This window comes from Antarctobacter jejuensis (assembly GCF_052266595.1).
GTDB classification, from domain to species: domain Bacteria; phylum Pseudomonadota; class Alphaproteobacteria; order Rhodobacterales; family Rhodobacteraceae; genus Antarctobacter; species Antarctobacter jejuensis.
This window is the reverse complement of record NZ_JBQQXJ010000010.1, coordinates 112,343-128,637: the sequence shown is the minus strand read 5'-3', so window position 1 is coordinate 128,637 and position 16,295 is coordinate 112,343. Positions and strand designations below refer to the sequence as shown.

16 protein-coding genes are annotated in these 16,295 nt (G+C 63.5%); 8 read left to right on the top strand and 8 right to left on the bottom strand.

The genetic code is table 11. The annotated features are described in order from the left end of the window. Positions 1-267 precede the first annotated feature (267 nt). From ACTXGA_RS15655 to ACTXGA_RS15645, 3 genes are all read right to left on the bottom strand, one after another. Positions 268-1,233 (bottom strand): sterol desaturase family protein, encoded by a 966-nt coding sequence (locus ACTXGA_RS15655; RefSeq protein ID WP_443395228.1) that lies wholly within the window; start codon positions 1,231-1,233, stop codon positions 268-270. A 102-nt stretch (positions 1,234-1,335) separates the two neighbouring features. Continuing rightward, positions 1,336-2,376, bottom strand: a complete 1,041-nt coding sequence (locus ACTXGA_RS15650) for a sensor histidine kinase (protein ID WP_443395308.1) — start codon at positions 2,374-2,376, stop codon at positions 1,336-1,338. A 1-nt stretch (position 2,377) separates the two neighbouring features. Further along, entirely contained in the window at positions 2,378-3,562 is a 1,185-nt protein-coding gene (locus ACTXGA_RS15645) for a trans-sulfuration enzyme family protein (protein ID WP_443395226.1), read from the bottom strand. A gap of 293 nt (positions 3,563-3,855) precedes the next feature. Between ACTXGA_RS15645 and ACTXGA_RS15640 the strand changes: the two genes are divergently transcribed. Further along, on the top strand, positions 3,856-4,329 hold the full coding sequence (locus tag ACTXGA_RS15640) for a hypothetical protein (protein ID WP_443395224.1): 474 nt from the start codon (positions 3,856-3,858) through the stop codon (positions 4,327-4,329). 21 nt (positions 4,330-4,350) lie between these two features. Here the strand turns inward: ACTXGA_RS15640 and ACTXGA_RS15635 are convergent, their stop codons facing one another. From ACTXGA_RS15635 to ACTXGA_RS15625, 3 genes are read right to left on the bottom strand one after another with little or no spacing between them, the layout of a single operon-like run. Next, a complete protein-coding gene (locus tag ACTXGA_RS15635; protein ID WP_443395223.1) occupies positions 4,351-4,872 on the bottom strand; it encodes a gamma carbonic anhydrase family protein in 522 nt (173 codons plus the stop codon). Further along, the gene (gene gmk / locus ACTXGA_RS15630) at positions 4,869-5,519 is read right to left on the bottom strand and encodes a guanylate kinase (RefSeq protein WP_443395221.1); all 651 of its coding nucleotides are present in this window, start codon (positions 5,517-5,519) and stop codon (positions 4,869-4,871) included. The genes ACTXGA_RS15635 and gmk overlap by 4 nt, the downstream gene beginning before the upstream one ends. 7 nt (positions 5,520-5,526) lie before the next feature. Next, complete coding sequence (locus ACTXGA_RS15625; protein WP_443395219.1) at positions 5,527-6,417, bottom strand: YicC/YloC family endoribonuclease; 891 nt, start codon at positions 6,415-6,417, stop codon at positions 5,527-5,529. Between the two features lie 169 nt (positions 6,418-6,586). Between ACTXGA_RS15625 and ACTXGA_RS15620 the strand changes: the two genes are divergently transcribed. Next, positions 6,587-7,324 (top strand): PAS domain-containing protein, encoded by a 738-nt coding sequence (locus ACTXGA_RS15620; protein ID WP_443395217.1) that lies wholly within the window; start codon positions 6,587-6,589, stop codon positions 7,322-7,324. A gap of 135 nt (positions 7,325-7,459) precedes the next feature. Here ACTXGA_RS15620 and ACTXGA_RS15615 read toward each other — a convergent pair whose 3' ends face one another. Continuing rightward, entirely contained in the window at positions 7,460-8,440 is a 981-nt protein-coding gene (locus tag ACTXGA_RS15615) for a LysR family transcriptional regulator (RefSeq protein ID WP_443395215.1), read from the bottom strand. Between the two features lie 218 nt (positions 8,441-8,658). On the opposite strand from ACTXGA_RS15615, the gene ACTXGA_RS15610 reads away from it, so the two are divergent. The 4 genes from ACTXGA_RS15610 (at position 8,659) to ACTXGA_RS15595 (ending at position 13,132) form a co-directional block, all read left to right on the top strand. Next, positions 8,659-9,996 carry an aminotransferase family protein gene (locus ACTXGA_RS15610; protein WP_443395213.1) on the top strand — a complete coding sequence of 446 codons (1,338 nt, stop codon included), beginning with the start codon at positions 8,659-8,661 and terminating at the stop codon, positions 9,994-9,996. A gap of 1 nt (position 9,997) precedes the next feature. After that, the gene (gene kce / locus ACTXGA_RS15605) at positions 9,998-10,924 is read left to right on the top strand and encodes a 3,5-dioxohexanoate:acetyl-CoA acetone transferase (RefSeq protein WP_443395212.1); all 927 of its coding nucleotides are present in this window, start codon (positions 9,998-10,000) and stop codon (positions 10,922-10,924) included. A gap of 85 nt (positions 10,925-11,009) precedes the next feature. After that, positions 11,010-12,035 (top strand): histone deacetylase family protein, encoded by a 1,026-nt coding sequence (locus tag ACTXGA_RS15600; protein WP_443395210.1) that lies wholly within the window; start codon positions 11,010-11,012, stop codon positions 12,033-12,035. Then, positions 12,032-13,132, top strand: a complete 1,101-nt coding sequence (locus ACTXGA_RS15595; RefSeq protein ID WP_443395209.1) for an NAD(P)/FAD-dependent oxidoreductase — start codon at positions 12,032-12,034, stop codon at positions 13,130-13,132. Before ACTXGA_RS15600 ends, ACTXGA_RS15595 begins: the two co-directional genes overlap by 4 nt. Before the next feature lie 92 nt (positions 13,133-13,224). Here ACTXGA_RS15595 and ACTXGA_RS15590 read toward each other — a convergent pair whose 3' ends face one another. Continuing rightward, a complete protein-coding gene (locus ACTXGA_RS15590) occupies positions 13,225-14,595 on the bottom strand; it encodes a class II 3-deoxy-7-phosphoheptulonate synthase (RefSeq protein WP_443395207.1) in 1,371 nt (456 codons plus the stop codon). 176 nt (positions 14,596-14,771) lie between these two features. On the opposite strand from ACTXGA_RS15590, the gene ACTXGA_RS15585 reads away from it, so the two are divergent. Together ACTXGA_RS15585 and ACTXGA_RS15580 are read left to right on the top strand one after the other, a co-directional pair. After that, the gene (locus ACTXGA_RS15585; RefSeq protein WP_443395205.1) at positions 14,772-15,782 is read left to right on the top strand and encodes a GlxA family transcriptional regulator; all 1,011 of its coding nucleotides are present in this window, start codon (positions 14,772-14,774) and stop codon (positions 15,780-15,782) included. Further along, positions 15,779-16,276 carry a GNAT family N-acetyltransferase gene (locus tag ACTXGA_RS15580; protein ID WP_443395204.1) on the top strand — a complete coding sequence of 166 codons (498 nt, stop codon included), beginning with the start codon at positions 15,779-15,781 and terminating at the stop codon, positions 16,274-16,276. Before ACTXGA_RS15585 ends, ACTXGA_RS15580 begins: the two co-directional genes overlap by 4 nt. Positions 16,277-16,295 lie beyond the last annotated feature (19 nt).

The following is a 16,295-nucleotide window of genomic DNA, read 5'->3' as shown; positions in this document are numbered from 1 at the left end:
GAGCGCTAAAGGTTGCGCGCAATGCTTTTGTGACAGGTATGTAACGGTTTTATGACAACGCGCGGAAACGGCGGATTTGTCTGAAATCAGCCCTGAAAAAAGTGGGGAAACCCATCCGTGCGCGAGGGAAGGCAGGCCATAAAGAGCCGTATTTTCCGTCACTTCCACAACGTGGGCGGGTGGCGCCCCATGGCCGACAGCATGGGCGGGAGTTCACGTAGGGTAACGCCCCTCCACCGCCTGTTAGAGGGCGAATCGATACCGCGATCACCGCCGTCTTGCGGCCAGACGTTCCTTCATCCGGGTCTTCGCGGTCTCGGTTCCGTCATGAAAGGTTCCAAAGAACCGGTCCCACGGAACTTCCAGCGTGCCGTAATTCACTTCGAAATAGCGGTGGTGCATCTGGTGGTGAAAGTTGCCCAGGTGCAGCCGCTTGCGCCCGGCGGACCACAGACCTTCGAAGCCCGTGTGCGTCGTCACGGCGTAGAGCGCGTAGAACATCAGGTGAAAGATCAGATGCACCGGATGGGTCGGCACGACGAAATGGATCATTGCGGTCCCGAAATAGAACAGATGCTCGACCGGATGCATCGACAAGCCCGACCACGGGCCGACATCGGTGTTGCGGTGGTGCAGGGCGTGAAACCGGTAGAACAGCCCCGTGTGCAGCAACCGGTGCATCCAGTAGAAGTAAAAGCTTTCCCAGATCGGGATCAGAAAAAACACCGCAACGAACCAGAGCCGCCCGTCCTGCCATGACCAGAGCGGCGCATAGCCGTTGGCCATCGCCCACCAGATCAGCGCCTCCCACGCAGTCCAGATCGGCACGCCGGAGGCCAGCGTCCAGAACATGTTGTCCCGCAACTGGTCGCCAAAGGTGAACATCCGGCCCATGCGCGGAAACGGGCGCGGGTCATACTTGTGCGCCCTGCCCTGCATATCCCGCGCATGAAAAACAGTGTGCAAGCCATGGGCCAGCAGCGCGATCAGGACCAGATTGCGCAGCCCGATCGCCACGATCCACAGGCCCGGGGTGGCCGCCTGTTCCAGTGTCGGCGCGGTCAGCGCCCATGCGGCACAGGCCAAGGCAACGATGCACAGGTTGATGCTCAGCGGAAACCAGCTGGACCAGTACCAGTGCAGCACCGCCCCGGGACGTGGCGGCCAGTTGAACAGCGGGTTCACCTGCAGGGGCAGATGCTCGGGGACGTGGTTCCATTCGGCGCGGGCCATCAGGGCATCCTTTCCACAGATTGCCCCAGCCTATCCAGCGCCCGGAGCCCAAGGCAATACCGTCAACGACACCCCAGGGCGACGCAGCGCCGCCCTTTGCCCTTAACTGACGGGCAGTGTGATGGTGAAATGCAGCCCCTGCCCCGGCTCGCTTTCGACCCGCATCCGCCCGCGGTGCCGGTTCACGATGTGCTTGACGATGGCAAGGCCCAGCCCGGTGCCGCCCATCTCACGTGAGCGGTGACTGTCGACCCGGTAGAACCTTTCGGTCAGGCGCGGCAGGTGAAAAGGGTCTATGCCGGGGCCGGTATCCTCGACCTTCAGGACCACCGCGCGGGTCCGCAGACGCGGCGCATAGTCCGGCGGGCTGAGGCGGACCGTGACGCGCGTTCCCGCACCGCTGTACTTGATGCCGTTCTCGACGAGGTTTGTCAGAACCTGCCGTAACTGGTCATTGTCACCGGCAATCACAACCGGACCTTCGGGCAGGTCATGCTCCAGCGTCACTTCCCTGTCGCGCGCCATCGGCGCAAGGGCGTGCAGGACGGATTGGATCAACTCGCTCAGATCCAGCCGCTCGGTCGGACGCACCCGCTCTTCGGCCTCGACCCGGCTCAGCGACAGCAGATCACCGACAAGGCGGTTCATCCGGTGCGCTTCGGAGTGCATGATGTTCAGGAACCGCGCCTGCCCATCGGGGTCGTTGCGGGCCGGGCCTTTCAGGGTCTCGATAAAGCCGATCAGCGCAGTCAGTGGAGTCTTCAGCTCGTGGCTGACGTTGGCGATGAAATCGCGCCGCATCTGGACCAGTTGCTGCGCGTTCGAAATATCATCGAAACAGACCAGAACCCCGGCCCCGTCGGGCAGGTCGACCGGCCGGACAGAGACCCGGAAGGTGGTGTCCTGTCGGCCGTCATTGGTCAGGTAATCCGCCTCGCGCGCGGCACGGTCGCGCAAGGAGCTTTCGATGGCGTCCAGCAGTTGCGGCTGGCGCAGGGCGGTGATGAAATGCCGCCCCGCGATGCCATCGCCCAACAGCCTGCGCGCCTCATCGTTGGCGGCCTCGATCCGTTCATCGCGGCGGATCACCAGCGCCGGCAGGGGCACGGCCTCGACAAAACCATCGACGAAGCGGTCCACCAGATCAGGCCTTTCGTGCCGCAGCCAGACCATCGGCAAAGGTCGCGATCAGTGCCTCGGGGTCTTCCAACCCGACCGAGACCCGGAAAAACCCTTCCGTGATGCCGATCTCTGCCCGCGCCTCTGGCGTCAGCGCCCGGTGAGAGGAGGAGGCGGGATGCGACAGCGTCGTGCCCACATCGCCCAGCGTGGGCGCAAAGGCGATGCCCTGGGCGGCCTCGGCAAAGGCATTGGCCTGCGCCCGCCCTCCGTTAAGGATAAAGCTGACCATGTTGCCGCCCTGACCGCGCAGCAGCCCCTGCGCCCGCGCCGCGTCCGGGTGATCGGGCCGTGTTGGATAAAGCACCTGTTTCACACCCTCGGCGCTGCCCAGATACTCTGCCAGACGCAGCGCGTTTTCCTGAGCGCGATCAAACCGCAGCGGAAAGGTCGCCAGCCCGCGCTCGGCCAGCCAGCAGTCAAAGGGGCTGGCGGTCAGGCCGGTGGTGACGGCGAAAACGCGCATCCGCTCGGCGATGGCCGGATCCTTGGCCGCGACCCAGCCCAGCGTCGTATCCGAATGGCCCGACAGCAGCTTGGTCACCGAATGCAGGACGATGTCGGCGCCCCGCTCAAAGGGTTTCAGCGCCAGCGGCGTGGTAAAGGTGTTGTCCACGGCCAGCAGAAGGCCACGCGCCTTGCACAGCGCCGCGATGCCATCCAGATCGGCCAGCCGCAGCGTCGGGTTCGACACGACCTCGATCAGGATCAGCTTGGTCTCGGGGCGGATCGCCGCCTCGACCGAAGACACATCGCAGACATCCGCCAGCGAGGTTTCGATCCCCAGCCGTGGCAGATCTTCGGTCATCATGCGCAGCGACCGGCCATAGAGCTGATCCGCGCCAATCACATGATCGCCCGCCTTGAACAGACCCAAGAGAACCGCCGACACCGCCGCCATGCCGGACCCGGTGACGATACCGCCTTCGACGCCTTCCAGCGCGTCGATCCGGCGGGCAAGAACATCGGCGTTAGGATGCCCTTCGCGGGCATAGGTGTAGCCTTCGGCCCGGCCTTCGTACTGCGAATCCAATTCATCCGGCGTGGTCGAGGCATAGACCACGGAGGGCATGATCGGCGTCACGACCGGGGTCGAAAGCGAAGCGGGCAAGCCGCCCGGGCGCTGCAATGTCGGTTTCATGTCGCACATCCTTTCCCTGAACCCGCCTGCCCCATCAGGGCCACAAGGGGTCTGTTTCCCTGGTATTTTCGGCTGTTCGCCCAACAGGGGGCGCCCGCTGCGGCGCAACCACCCCTGTCGGGGCGCGGCCGCTATGACCCCGCTTTAGCCCATCGCCCCGGTGTCGTCGATAGGGGCCGCGGCCCCCTGCGGCGATCTATTCTGTTGCCATTAATTGGTTGACGATGCATCTAAAAACCAATTCGCGAGCCGCCCGGGAACCGGATCGTGGGATACGGTAAGAGTTGAAAACGGGTCGGACGATGTACAATAGCCAAGCTGACGACGCCGAGGCGCAAGAGATATATCAAGACCTCCTCGACAAGATCGCACAGCATTTCTGGGCGCGGGACTGGGTGGGGCTGGAACCCTGTTTCATGATTCCCAACCGTGTCAGCAGCAAAGACGCCGAACGGGTCTTTGACGATTACACCACCTGGACTCCGGTGCTGAACGCGGCGCGCGACAGCTATGACCGGATCGGCGCAAAGGAGTACCACAGGCTCTGTCGCGGCGCCCATTTCACCAACGACAACCGGACATCCCTGACCGGGCAACACATCACCTACATCATGCGCGATGCGCAATTCGTCATTCCGCCCTACATGGCCTACCTCACGGCCGTCTATCATGACGGCCACTGGCGGGCGGCCAGCTTGCACACGGACAAGAGGGACGCCGACCTGCCGACGATTCACCCCGAACTGCGCAGCCCGCCGGAGCCCCGCCCGGACTGAGCACGATGCGCAGGCTGCGCGTCAGACGGCTTTCAGTCCGGCGGCAAACCGGGCCGCGTTCGCCTGATAGCCAAGCGCGGATTTCCGCAACCCTTCGATCGCGGCCTCGTCCAGTGCGCGGACCACTTTTCCCGGCATGCCCATGACAAGGCTGCCGTCGGGGATCTCCTTGCCTTCGGTGATCAGGGCCCCCGCGCCGATCAGGCAATTCTTGCCGATCTTCGCGCCGTTCAGAATCGTCGCGCCCATGCCGATCAGGCTGTTTTCGCCGATGGTGCAGCCGTGCAGCATGACCTTGTGGCCGATGGTACAGCCCGGTCCGATGTGTAGCGGATAGCCCATGTCCGTGTGACAGACCACGTTCTCCTGCACGTTCGATCCGGCGCCCACGCGGATTTCCTCGTTGTCGCCACGCAGGGTGCAGCCGAACCAGACAGAGGCGCGCGCCTCCAGCACCACCTTGCCGATCAGGTTGGCATCCGGCGCGGCCCACGCGTCCGCAGCCAGTTCCGGGGCAATTCCGTCCAGTGCATAAAGGGTCATGACAGTTCCTCGAATTCCTGTTGCAGTTTGCGGACGTGATCCACCAATGCGGGCTGTTGCAACCGGCGCAGGCGGGTGGCTGTCACGATGGTCTGCAGATCGGCAAAGGTGCGGTCCAGATCGTCATTGATCAGCACGTAGTCATAGCTGCCCCAATGGCTGATCTCGTCCCAGCTTTTCTGCATCCGCTTGGCGATCACATCCGCTGCGTCCTGTCCCCGGCTGATCAGACGGCGGCGCAGTTCGGCGATAGAGGGCGGCAGGATGAAGACTGACAGCGTGTGCCGCCCCAGCCCAGAGTTCACGATCTGCTGCGCGCCCTGCCAGTCGATGTCGAAAAGCACGTCGCGCCCCTGCCCGATCGCCTCTTCGACCGGCGCGCGGGGCGAGCCGTAGAAATGGCCAAAGACGTGCGCATGTTCCAGCATCCCGTCCTCGCGCACGCTGCGCTTGAAATCGTCTTCGCTGAGGAAATGGTAGTGATCGCCATCCACCTCGCCCGGGCGCGGCGCGCGCGTCGTGGCTGAAACGGAAAAGCTGAGAGACGAGTCCCATTGCAGCAGGCGGCGGGACAGGGTCGATTTGCCTGCACCGGAAGGTGAGGACAGGATGATCAGCAATCCACGGCGGGTCTTTGAGTCGGTCATTGCCGGGTCACTCCACGTTCTGAACCTGTTCGCGCATCTGGTCGATCACCGTCTTCAGCGCCAGCCCGGCCTGCGTCAAGCGCGTGTCGCCGGATTTGGAACACAGGGTATTGGCCTCGCGGTTGAACTCCTGCATCAGAAAATCGAACTTGCGGCCGATGGCCCCCGGCGTGGCCAGCAGTTGATGCGCAGCGGCGATATGGGCGTGCAGACGGTCGATTTCCTCGGTCACGTCGGATTTGACCGCGATCATGGCCAGTTCCTGCGAAACCCGGACGTCATCAACGCCGTCCGCATTGTCTATCACCCGTTGCAAATGAGCCTGCAGACGCTCTGCCTGTTGCGGCTGCCGTTCGACCACCGCCGCTTCGGCCTCGGCCAGCAGGTCGGTGATTTCGGTCATCTGGCGGGTCAGCACCTCGGTCAGGGCTGCGCCTTCGGCGCCTCGCATGGCGGCAAAAGCCTCCAGCGCCTTGTCGAAATCGGCAAGAATGGCGGCGCGCAGGACCGCCGGATCCGCCTCTGGGGCCTCGGCTGTCAGAACACCACGCAGCGCCACGATATCGGCAGAGGTCGAAGGCGCCAGCGATATGCCCTGCGACATGGCCTCAGCCTCGATCCGCGCCATTGCCGCCAGAACAGAGGCCAGGTGCGCCTCGTCCAGACGCATGCCGCCATCGCCCTCATCGGCGGCGAGCTTCAGCGAGATCTGCACGTTGCCCCGTGCCAGCCGATCGGCACAGCGCTTGCGCACCTCGGCCTCCAGCCCCTCGATCCAGTCCGGCAGGCGAAGACGCAGGTCCAGCCCCTTGCCGTTCACGCCCCGCAATTCCCAAATCCAGTTGCGCCCAAGCCCCTGCCCGGACTGGCTGGCGAACCCCGTCATGGATTGCCGCATCTCTCATCTCCCGCTTTGCGTCAAACGGGCCTACCCATTGCAGCGCGATGGTGCAAGTATTGCCGGATCGTTAACCTTGGAAAGAGAATTGGGGCGAAATTTAGGCGAATAGCTGCTAGTAAGGTTTTCGTAACTTTGATTAAACAGGCTTGGTGGACGGGGGCCCGCCATGTTTCTGAACGAACAGGAGAGAAACATGCTGGGTAAGGGCGGAAGCGGACGGGATGTCGTATCCATGACGGAACGCGAAAAGATGCGAAGGCTGGCCCCGCTTCGGCAGGTCGAAGCCTATTGGAACGGCCTTTGCGAAAAGGACGCCGTCCCGCTGCGCAGCCAGATCGACCCGCGCGGCATGGAAGACGCCCTTGAAAACGCCTTTCTGATGGAACGCATCGCGCCGACAATGGCCAAGGTTCGCGTTGCCGGCACGCATCTCAATGACCTGATGGGCATGCAGGTGGCTGGAATGCCGCTGTCCTCGCTCATCGCGCCCGCCGAACGGGAACGTTTCGGCGAGGCTGTCTCACATCTGTTTGCCGACCCGGCCATCGTGCGCATCGACCTTCGGGCCGAAGGCGGCTTTGGCAAACCGGATCTTGAGGCCAACATGGTCCTGTTGCCGTTGCGCTCGGATTTCGGTGATCAGAGCCGCGCATTGGGCGCGTTGGTCAGCCACGGCCGGATCGGACGCACCCCGCGCCGTTTCGTGATCCGCAGCATCGACGTCACGTCGGCTCTGGGCGGCACGAAGGTCTTTTCTCGCGAAACCGTCGACGTGGAGAGCCGCAAACCCGAACGTCTGTTCCGCGAAGAGACCGCCGCTTTTGCGCCAGGCACACAACCCGAAAAAGCGTCGCGCCCGGAACCGGGTACGGGGCATCTGCGCCTGATCGTCAGCAACGACTGACGCGCCAGTCCTGACAGGGACAAATGGAAAACAGGCCCCGGCACCCTGCCGGGGCCTTTGCTTTTGCAGGCAAGGCTGGCGGTCAACCTCCACCGGGGTTTGGTTCTGCGAGCTGCGCGGATCGACGGTCTGGGATCACCTGTAGGTCCGTTCCTCCATCGGTGTCTCTTCGATGGCGCGCAGCACGCTGTTCAGCAACAGCGTCTCTGCCCGGTTCTTGGCCGCGTTGGTGTTCCAGACCACATGCACGTCGATCGCGGGCAAATCGGTATAGGGCGGCAATTGCCACAACAGACCGTCCCGCACATCCCGCGCCGCAACATGGACCGGCAAGGGGCCGATCCCCATACCGGCCACGATCATGCGCCGCACCTCTTCGAGGTTCGACGACACGCCGGTGATCCGGTGCCCCAGATCCGCCTGCGCCCGCATCAGCGTCACAGGCCGCAAGACATCCTGCAGGCGGTCGGTTTCAAAGCTGACCGTGCCCTGCCCCGCCAGATCGGTGAGGCTCAGATCCTCGCGCCCGAACAGCGGATGCGGCGGTCCGCAGAACAGGCCGAAAAATTCGCGGTACAGCCTGCGGTACTCCAACCGTGGGCTGTGTTCCTGCACGAGGCAAATCGCAAAGGATGCCCGCTTGGCCATGACCTCAGCAATCGCCTCGGCGCTGGAGCGTACTTCGATCGACAGGCTGGCGCGCGGGTGGTCCTGATGGAAGCTGGTGAGAACTTGATCGAAGAGCGGACAGACCACATGGCTGGCGACCTCGATCTTGACGTGACCTTGAATCTCTTCGGTCATGTCACGCATGAGGGTCGACAGCCGCAGGACAGAGCCGTTGATCTCTACCGCCTCGCGGTACAGCAACTGGCCCGCCTCCGTCAGCGCGAAATGCCCCGGCGACCTGTTGATCAGCTTGCGCCCCAAACGGTCCTCCAACCGCAACAAGGCCGCGGAAACAGAGGGTTGCTTCAACCGCAGCCGATTGGCCGCTTCGGTGATCGAATGGCTGTCCGCCAGCACAACAAAGGTCCGCAGCAGATTCCAGTCCAGTTCGCGCGCCACGCGTTCCGGATCGAAGCGCGGCTCGCGCGCAGAGTCCTCAGGCGGCATAGATTTCATCGATAACCACAATTCTCATTATCTATTTGATCTATGAATGGCCGCTCCGCATGGTCTGCACAAGTCACGATCTAGCCCGGACAGATTTCTCCGGGCTGCCCGGCGACTGGTTCAGACCATCAACACCAACGGACGCCCCTTTGCGCAGGACGCGACCGTCACCGCGGCTTTCAGGGCCAAAGATCGCGCAGGTTTGCAAGGGTGAGGACATGAGCAACCTTTTTTATCAGGGACGGGGCCGCAAGCCGGTGCTGGATCAGGCGCGCGGCGTCTACATGTGGGACAAGAACGGGCGGCGCTATCTGGATGGCTCCTCTGGCGCCATGGTCTGCAACATCGGTCATTCAAACACCCACGTTCTGGCCGCGATGCAGCGCCAGATGGAGAAATCCACCTTCGGCTATCGCCTGCACTTCGAGACGGAAGCCTCTGAAAACCTTGCGTCAAAGCTGGTCGACAAGATGCCGGAGGGGCTGGAAAAGGTCTTTTTCGTTTCCGGCGGGTCCGAGGCGGTGGAAAGCGCGATGAAAATGGCGCGCCAACATGCGCTGGCCACGGGTCAGGGCAGCCGGTGGAAGATCATCTCGCGCACGCCGTCGTATCATGGCTGCACGCTGGGCGCCCTGGCCACCACGGGGTATACACCGCTGACCGCGCCCTTTGCGCCGATGCTGCGCGACATGCCCAAGATACCCGCCCCCCGCGCCTATCTGGACGGGCTGAACCCGGACGATCCCGCCACAGGCCATCACTACGCCGATATGCTGGCGCAACGGATCGAGGCAGAGGGGCCGGAAACCGTGCTGGCCTTTATTGTCGAACCCATCGGCGGCGCCTCGACCGGCGCCTTGGTGCCGCCTGCGGGTTACATGGCTCGAGTGCGTGAGATCTGCGATCGCTACGGGATCCTGATGATCATGGATGAGGTCATGACCGGCGCAGGCCGCACCGGCACCTTCCTTGGCGGCGAGCATTGGGGCGTGAAGCCCGATATCGTGGTCATGTCCAAGGGACTTGGCTCCGGCTATGCGCCTCTTGGCGCAATGGTTGTCGCCAAACGGCTGGTAGAGCCGGTGCTGGATGCGGGCGGCTTTGCACATGGGTTCACCTATGCCGGCAACCCGCTGGCCTGCGCCGCCGGGCTGGCGGTGCTGGAAGAGATTGATCGGCTGGACCTCTGCGCCAATGCCGCCGCGATGGGGGAGAAGCTGTTGGCACGGCTGCAGGGGTTGATGCAGAGGCATGAGATCATCGGCGACGTGCGCGGTAAGGGCCTGCTGACCGCTTTCGAATTCATGTCAGACCGCAGCACCAAGGCACCGCTGCCCAAGGCGTTGAACGCGCACCAACGCTTTGTCGATATTGCCTATGAGCGTGGGTTGATCGTCTATTCCCGCCGCACGCGCGACGGCATCGAAGGCGACCATATCCTTGTCTGCCCGCCACTGATCCTGAACGAAACCCATCTGGACGAGATCATCGAGGGGCTGGATGCCTCCCTGACGCACTTCAGCGATGAGATCGCCCCCGCGATGAAGGCCCTCTGACATGTCAAAGATCATCATCACCTGCGCCGTCACCGGGTCCATCCACACGCCGTCGATGTCACCGCATCTGCCGGTCACGGCGGATCAGATCACCGAACAGGCGCTGGGCGCGGCAGAGGCCGGGGCCGCCATCCTGCACCTGCACGCCCGTGTTCCCGACACCGGGCAGCCCTCTGCCGATCCGGCGCATTACATGGCTTTCCTGCCGCGCATCAAACAGGCCAGCGACGCTGTGCTGAACATCACCACCGGCGGCAGCGCCGTGATGACGCTGGATCAGCGTCTGGCCGCCCCAAAACTGGCCGAACCGGAGATGTGCAGCCTGAACATGGGGTCGATGAACTTCGCGCTGTATCCGGCGGCGGACAGGATCAGCGACTGGAAACACGATTGGGAAAAGCCCTTTCTGGAAAACTCCGACGATCTGGTGTTCAAGAACACGCCGCGCGACATCGCCGGGATCCTGCGAATGATGGGCCAGGAACGCGGCGCGCGGTTCGAGTTCGAATGCTATGATCTCAGCCACCTCTACATGCTGCGCCATTTCGCCGACCGCGGCATGGTTCAGGCGCCGTTCTTCATTCAGTTCGTGTTCGGCGTGTTGGGCGGGGTCGGCCCGGACCCCGAGAACCTGACCCATATGAAGACAATCGCCGACAAGCTGTTCGGACAGGATTACATGTTTTCTGTTCTGGCGGCGGGTCGTCACCAGATCCCGCTGACGACGATGGCCGCCGCGATGGGCGGGCATGTGCGCGTCGGACTGGAGGACAGCCTCATGATTGCCCGGGGTCAGCTGGCCCGCAACAATGCCGAACAAGTGTCCAAGATCCGCCAGATCGTCGAGGCGATGGGCCGCGAGGTGGCCTCACCCGACGATGCCCGGCAGATGTTGGGGCTGAAAGGCGCGGACAGGACGGAGATCTGAGAAACATGAACATCCACCCACAGCCCCTTGAAGTAGATTGCTTTTGTTTCCACAATGCCGATCATACTGCCCCGGAGGAAGATGAATGAAAGCCGTTTTTGACGACCGCCAATGGCGGCATGATCCGAAACATTTCATGGCCAACGGGGCCATCCTGCCGAACCCCGAACAGCCGCGCCGGATCGAGGTTCTGAAGGCCGCCGCCGAAGAGGCCGGCTGCGCCTTTCAGGCCCCTAAGGACGCGGGCTTTGGCCCCATCGCGGCGGTGCACACGCCCGAGTATCTGAGTTTTCTGGAAAACATCTACACCCGCTGGCGGCGGATCGACGGTGCGGGCGAAGAGGTCATTCCCAACATCCACCCGGCCAGCCGCACGGACGGTTATCCAAAATCCGCCGTGGGACAGGCGGGCTATCATCAGGCCGACACCGCCTGCCCCATCGCCGAAGGCACATGGGAGGCCGCCTATTGGTCCGCGCAGAGCGCCGTGGCCGGGGCCGACCTGCTGTCGGCAGGCGACCGTGCCGCCTATGTCCTGTCGCGCCCGCCCGGGCATCACGCCTTTGCCGATCTGGCCGGCGGGTTCTGTTTCCTCAACAATTCCGGCATCGCCGCCGAGCGGTTGCGCGCCAAGGGCTATCGCCCGGCGATTTTGGACGTGGACGTGCACCACGGCAACGGGACACAGGGCATGTTCTATGACCGCGATGACGTGCTGACGGTCTCGATCCACGCCGATCCGGCGCGGTTCTATCCGTTCTTCTGGGGCCATGCGCAGGAACGCGGTGCGGGTCGCGGGCTGGGCTGCAACCTGAACCTGCCGCTGCCGCGCGGAACCGCGGATGATGCGTTTCTGTCAACGCTGAACACCGCGCTGCATCGGGTGCGCAGCTTTGGCACCGACGCGCTTGTAGTGGCCTTGGGACTCGACGCCTCGATCGACGATCCGTTTCAGGGGCTGGCGGTCACGCAGGACGGGTTCGCCCGCATCGGCTCAGCCATCGCAAAATTGGGCCTGCCGACATTGTTCGTGCAGGAAGGCGGATACCTGTCGGACACTTTGGGGACCAACCTGACCCGCACCCTGACCGGCTTTCAGGAGGGCGCATGACGACCTTGGATGTGGTGGTGATCGGCGGCGGGATCGCCGGGATCAGCGCCGCGGCGGAATTGTCGGCAGAGATGTCCGTCACCGTGTTGGAGGCGGAGCCGCAGCTTGGCTATCACTCGACCGGGCGCTCTGCGGCGATCTTCATCCGCAACTACGGCAACGCCACGCTGCGCGCGCTGAATGCCGTGGCAGCGGAATTGCTCGAAGCGCCCGAGGGTGTATCCGACCACAGCCTTTTGTCGCCACGCGGTGAATTGATGGTCGCCACAGAGGCGGAACTGGACACGCTGGAGGCCTATGCCGAGGGCGCCGAGGGGCTGGAACGCCTGAGTGCCGCGCAGGCGGTGGAGCTTGTGCCGATCCTGCGTCCGGACCTGATCGCGGCGGCGATGATCGAATGGGATGCGCAGGACATCGACGTTGACCGGATGCTGACCGGCTACGCGCGCCTTCTGCGCCAGCGTGGCGGGCGGATCGAGACCGGCGCGCGGGTTTCGGGCCTGCGGCGTGCGTCCGGTGTCTGGCAGGTCACGACGGCAACGCAGACCTATAGCGCGCCGCTTATCGTCAACGCCGCCGGAGCATGGGCCGCCGAGTTGGCAAAGATGGCGGGCGTCCCCGTGATCCCATTGCAGCCGATGCGGCGGTCAGCCGCGATACTGCCCGCGCCGGAGGGGCATGACGTCAGCAAATGGCCACTGACCGTTTCCGCCTCTGAACAGTGGTATGCCAAACCGGAGGCTGGCAAGCTGATGGTCAGCCCGGCGGATGAGGACCCGGTGGATCCGCACGATGCATGGCCCGATGACATGGTGCTGGCCGAGGGGCTGCACCGGTTCGAACAGGCGGTGACTATGCCCGTCACCCGGGTCGAACACAGCTGGGCGGGCCTGCGCAGTTTCACGCCGGACCGTACACCGGTCGCCGGCTTTGCGCCCGGGGCCGAAGGGTTCTTCTGGCTGGCCGGTCAGGGCGGCTATGGCGTGCAGACCGCCCCTGCCCTGTCGCGCCTGACTGCGGCGATGATCACCGGCGCACCGCCTCAGATGTCCGAATCTGTTCTGGCGGCCTTGTCCCCGGCGCGGTTCCCCTCCTGACGCCAAGGAGCGCCTTACCGTATCCACGAAACGAAAAACGCCCCCCCAATTCCTGCGGGGGCGTTCTCTATTTCCGGCCTTCGCGCGTTATGTCAGGCGCTGGCGGCTTCCTTGGCCTGTTCGCGCCGCGCAACCAGCTCCTCGGCCACGAGGAAGGCCAGTTCCAGCGACTGCGAGGCGTTCAGGCGCGGGTCGCAGGCGGTGTGGTAACGGTCCGACAGATCCTCTTCGGTCACATCGCGCACGCCGCCGGTGCATTCCGTGACATCCAGACCGGTCATCTCGAAATGCACGCCGCCGGGGATGCTACGCTCTGCCTCGTGCACGGCAAAGAACTCACGCACCTCACGCAGGATCGAATCGAAGGGACGCGTCTTGTAGCCGGTGGCCGACTTGATGACGTTGCCGTGCATCGGGTCGCAGACCCATGTCACCTTGGCGCCCTCTTCCTGAACTGCCTTGATGAGGCGCGGCAGGTTTTCGGCCACCTTGCCCGCACCGAAGCGCGCAATCAGGGTCAGCTTGCCCTCTTCGTTCTTCGGGTTCAGCTTTTGCATAAGGACCTTGAGATCCTCGGCGGTGGTGGTCGGGCCGCACTTGAGCCCCACGGGGTTCAGCACGCCGCGTGCAAATTCCACATGCGCGCCGTCGGGCTGGCGCGTGCGATCACCGATCCAGATCATGTGCCCCGATCCTGCCAGCCAGTTGCCCGAGGTCGAATCCTGGCGGCAGAGCGCCTCTTCGTATTCCAAGAGCAGCGACTCGTGGCTGGTGTAGAATTCGACGGTCTGCAGACTGTGCGCCTGATCGCCGGTCACGCCCGCCGCGTTGATGAAATCCAGGGCATCCTGAATGCGGGTCGACATTTCGCGGTACTGCGCGGCCTTTTCGGATTCGGTAAAGCCCAGCGTCCAGGCGTGCACCTGATGCACGTCCGCATAGCCGCCGGTCGAAAAGGCGCGCAAAAGGTTCAGCGTCGCCGCCGCCTGCGTGTAGGCGCGCAGCATGTTCGCCGGATCGGGAATCCGTGCCTCTGCGGTGAAGGGCAGCTGGTTGATGATGTCGCCACGGTAGCTGGGCAGTTCCACACCATCCTTGACCTCTGTCGGGGCAGAGCGCGGCTTGGCGAACTGGCCCGCCATGCGGCCGACCTTCACCACCGGCACCTTGGCGCCATAGGTCAGCACCATCGCCATCTGCAGCATCACCTTGAAGGTGTCGCGGATCGCGTCGGCGGAAAACTGTTCAAAACTTTCGGCGCAATCACCGCCCTGCAGCAAAAACGCCTCGCCACGCCCGGCGGCGGCAAGGTGGTCCTTCAGACGCCGCGCTTCGCCGGCAAAGACGAGCGGCGGATACTTGGCAAGCTGCGCCTCGACGGCGGTCAGGGCCTCTGCGTCCGTATACTCGGGCATCTGAACCCGCGGTTTCGCACGCCAGTTCGATTTCTGCCACTCGGTCATCTTTTCTCTCCGGTATATCGTTTCGAGCGCTAACGGAGCCGCTGTATACTTAACGTCAAGCGGCAAGGCCACAGTGTTTTTTGCGACATGCCTTGACGCTGCCGATCACATCTGCCCATCTGCTTCGATACCCTCGCGGACCCCGCGCAAGCCCCCGTGTCAGAAGGAACGCCCCGATGTTTCCGCCGCCGCAGCGCCAGGTTGTCGAACTGGACACTGTTCCGGCCAAGCCGCGCCGCTTTGTCTTTGTTCTGCAGGACAATTTCACCCTTCTCTCGTTTGCTGCAGCGCTGGATTGCCTGCGTCTGGCCAACCGGATGTCGCAAAAAGAATTGTATGAATGGCGGGTGATCGGCGAAGGCGGCGAAACCGCCCGCTGTTCGACCGGCACGGTGTTCAACCTCGACGGAGATCTGGACGAATTGCACCGCGACGACACGGTCGTGGTCTGCGGCGGCGCCGAGGTGCAGAAGGCCACAACCAAACGCCTGCTGTCATGGCTGCGGCGCGAGGCGCGCAAGGGGCTGACCATGGGCGGACTCTGCACGGCGACCTACACGCTGGCCAAGGCCGGATTGATGGACGGCAAGCGCGCCACCATCCACTGGGAGAACCAGGACAGTTTTTCCGAGGAATTCGAAGATGTGGACCTGACCAAGTCGGTATTTACCATCGACGGCAACCGCATCAGCACGGCGGGCGGCACCTCCTCGATCGATCTTTTTCTGCAGATCATCGCCAATGACCACGGCGAAGAACTGGCCACTGCAGTCGCCGATCAACAGATCTATTCCTCGATCCGCACCGATCAGGACACCCAGCGTCTGTCGGTGCCCACCCGGATCGGCGTGCGCCATCCGAAACTCAGCCAGGTCATCCAGATGATGGAGGCCAATATCGAAGAGCCGATCTCGCCATCCGTTCTGGCCAAGGACGTGGGCATGTCGACCCGACAGCTGGAACGGCTGTTCCGGCGCTACCTGAACCGCTCTCCCAAACGCTATTACATGGAACTGCGCCTGCAAAAGGCGCGTAACCTGCTGATGCAAACGGAAATGAGCGTGATCAACGTGGCGCTGGCCTGCGGTTTTGCCTCTCCCTCGCATTTCTCGAAATGCTACCGGGCGCATTACAAGACGACGCCTTACCGCGAACGCGGCGCACAGGCGACGCGCCTGTCGGTATGATCCGAACGGCGCGCCTGTTGCTGCGTCCGGCGCGCCCCACGGACCTCGAAGCGCTGCATGCGGTCTTCTCCGATCCGCGCGCGATGCGTTACTGGGACCGCCCCGCCTATGAGGATATTGCCCTGACCCGCCGTTTTCTGCGCGGTTTCATGGCCACGGGTGACGGGCGGGTCGAGTACATCCTCGACCGGGAGGGGCGTTGCATCGGCAAGGCGGGCATGTGGCGAGACCGGGAAATCGGTTATATCCTGCACCCGGACCACTGGCGTCAGGGCCTTGCCTATGAGGCACTCAGCGCCATTCTGCCTGAAATCCCGCGCCAGCGGCCGGATATCACCGAACTCACCGCCGAACTGGACCCGCGCAACATCGCCTCGGCACGGCTGCTGGAAAAACTGGGTTTCCTCCACCAGCGGACGGAGGAAAAGAGCTTCCTCTATGGCGGCACAGAATGGTGCGACACCGCCTATTACACGCGCGCCCTGCCCATTTGATCTGGCCCCGTTCCCTGGT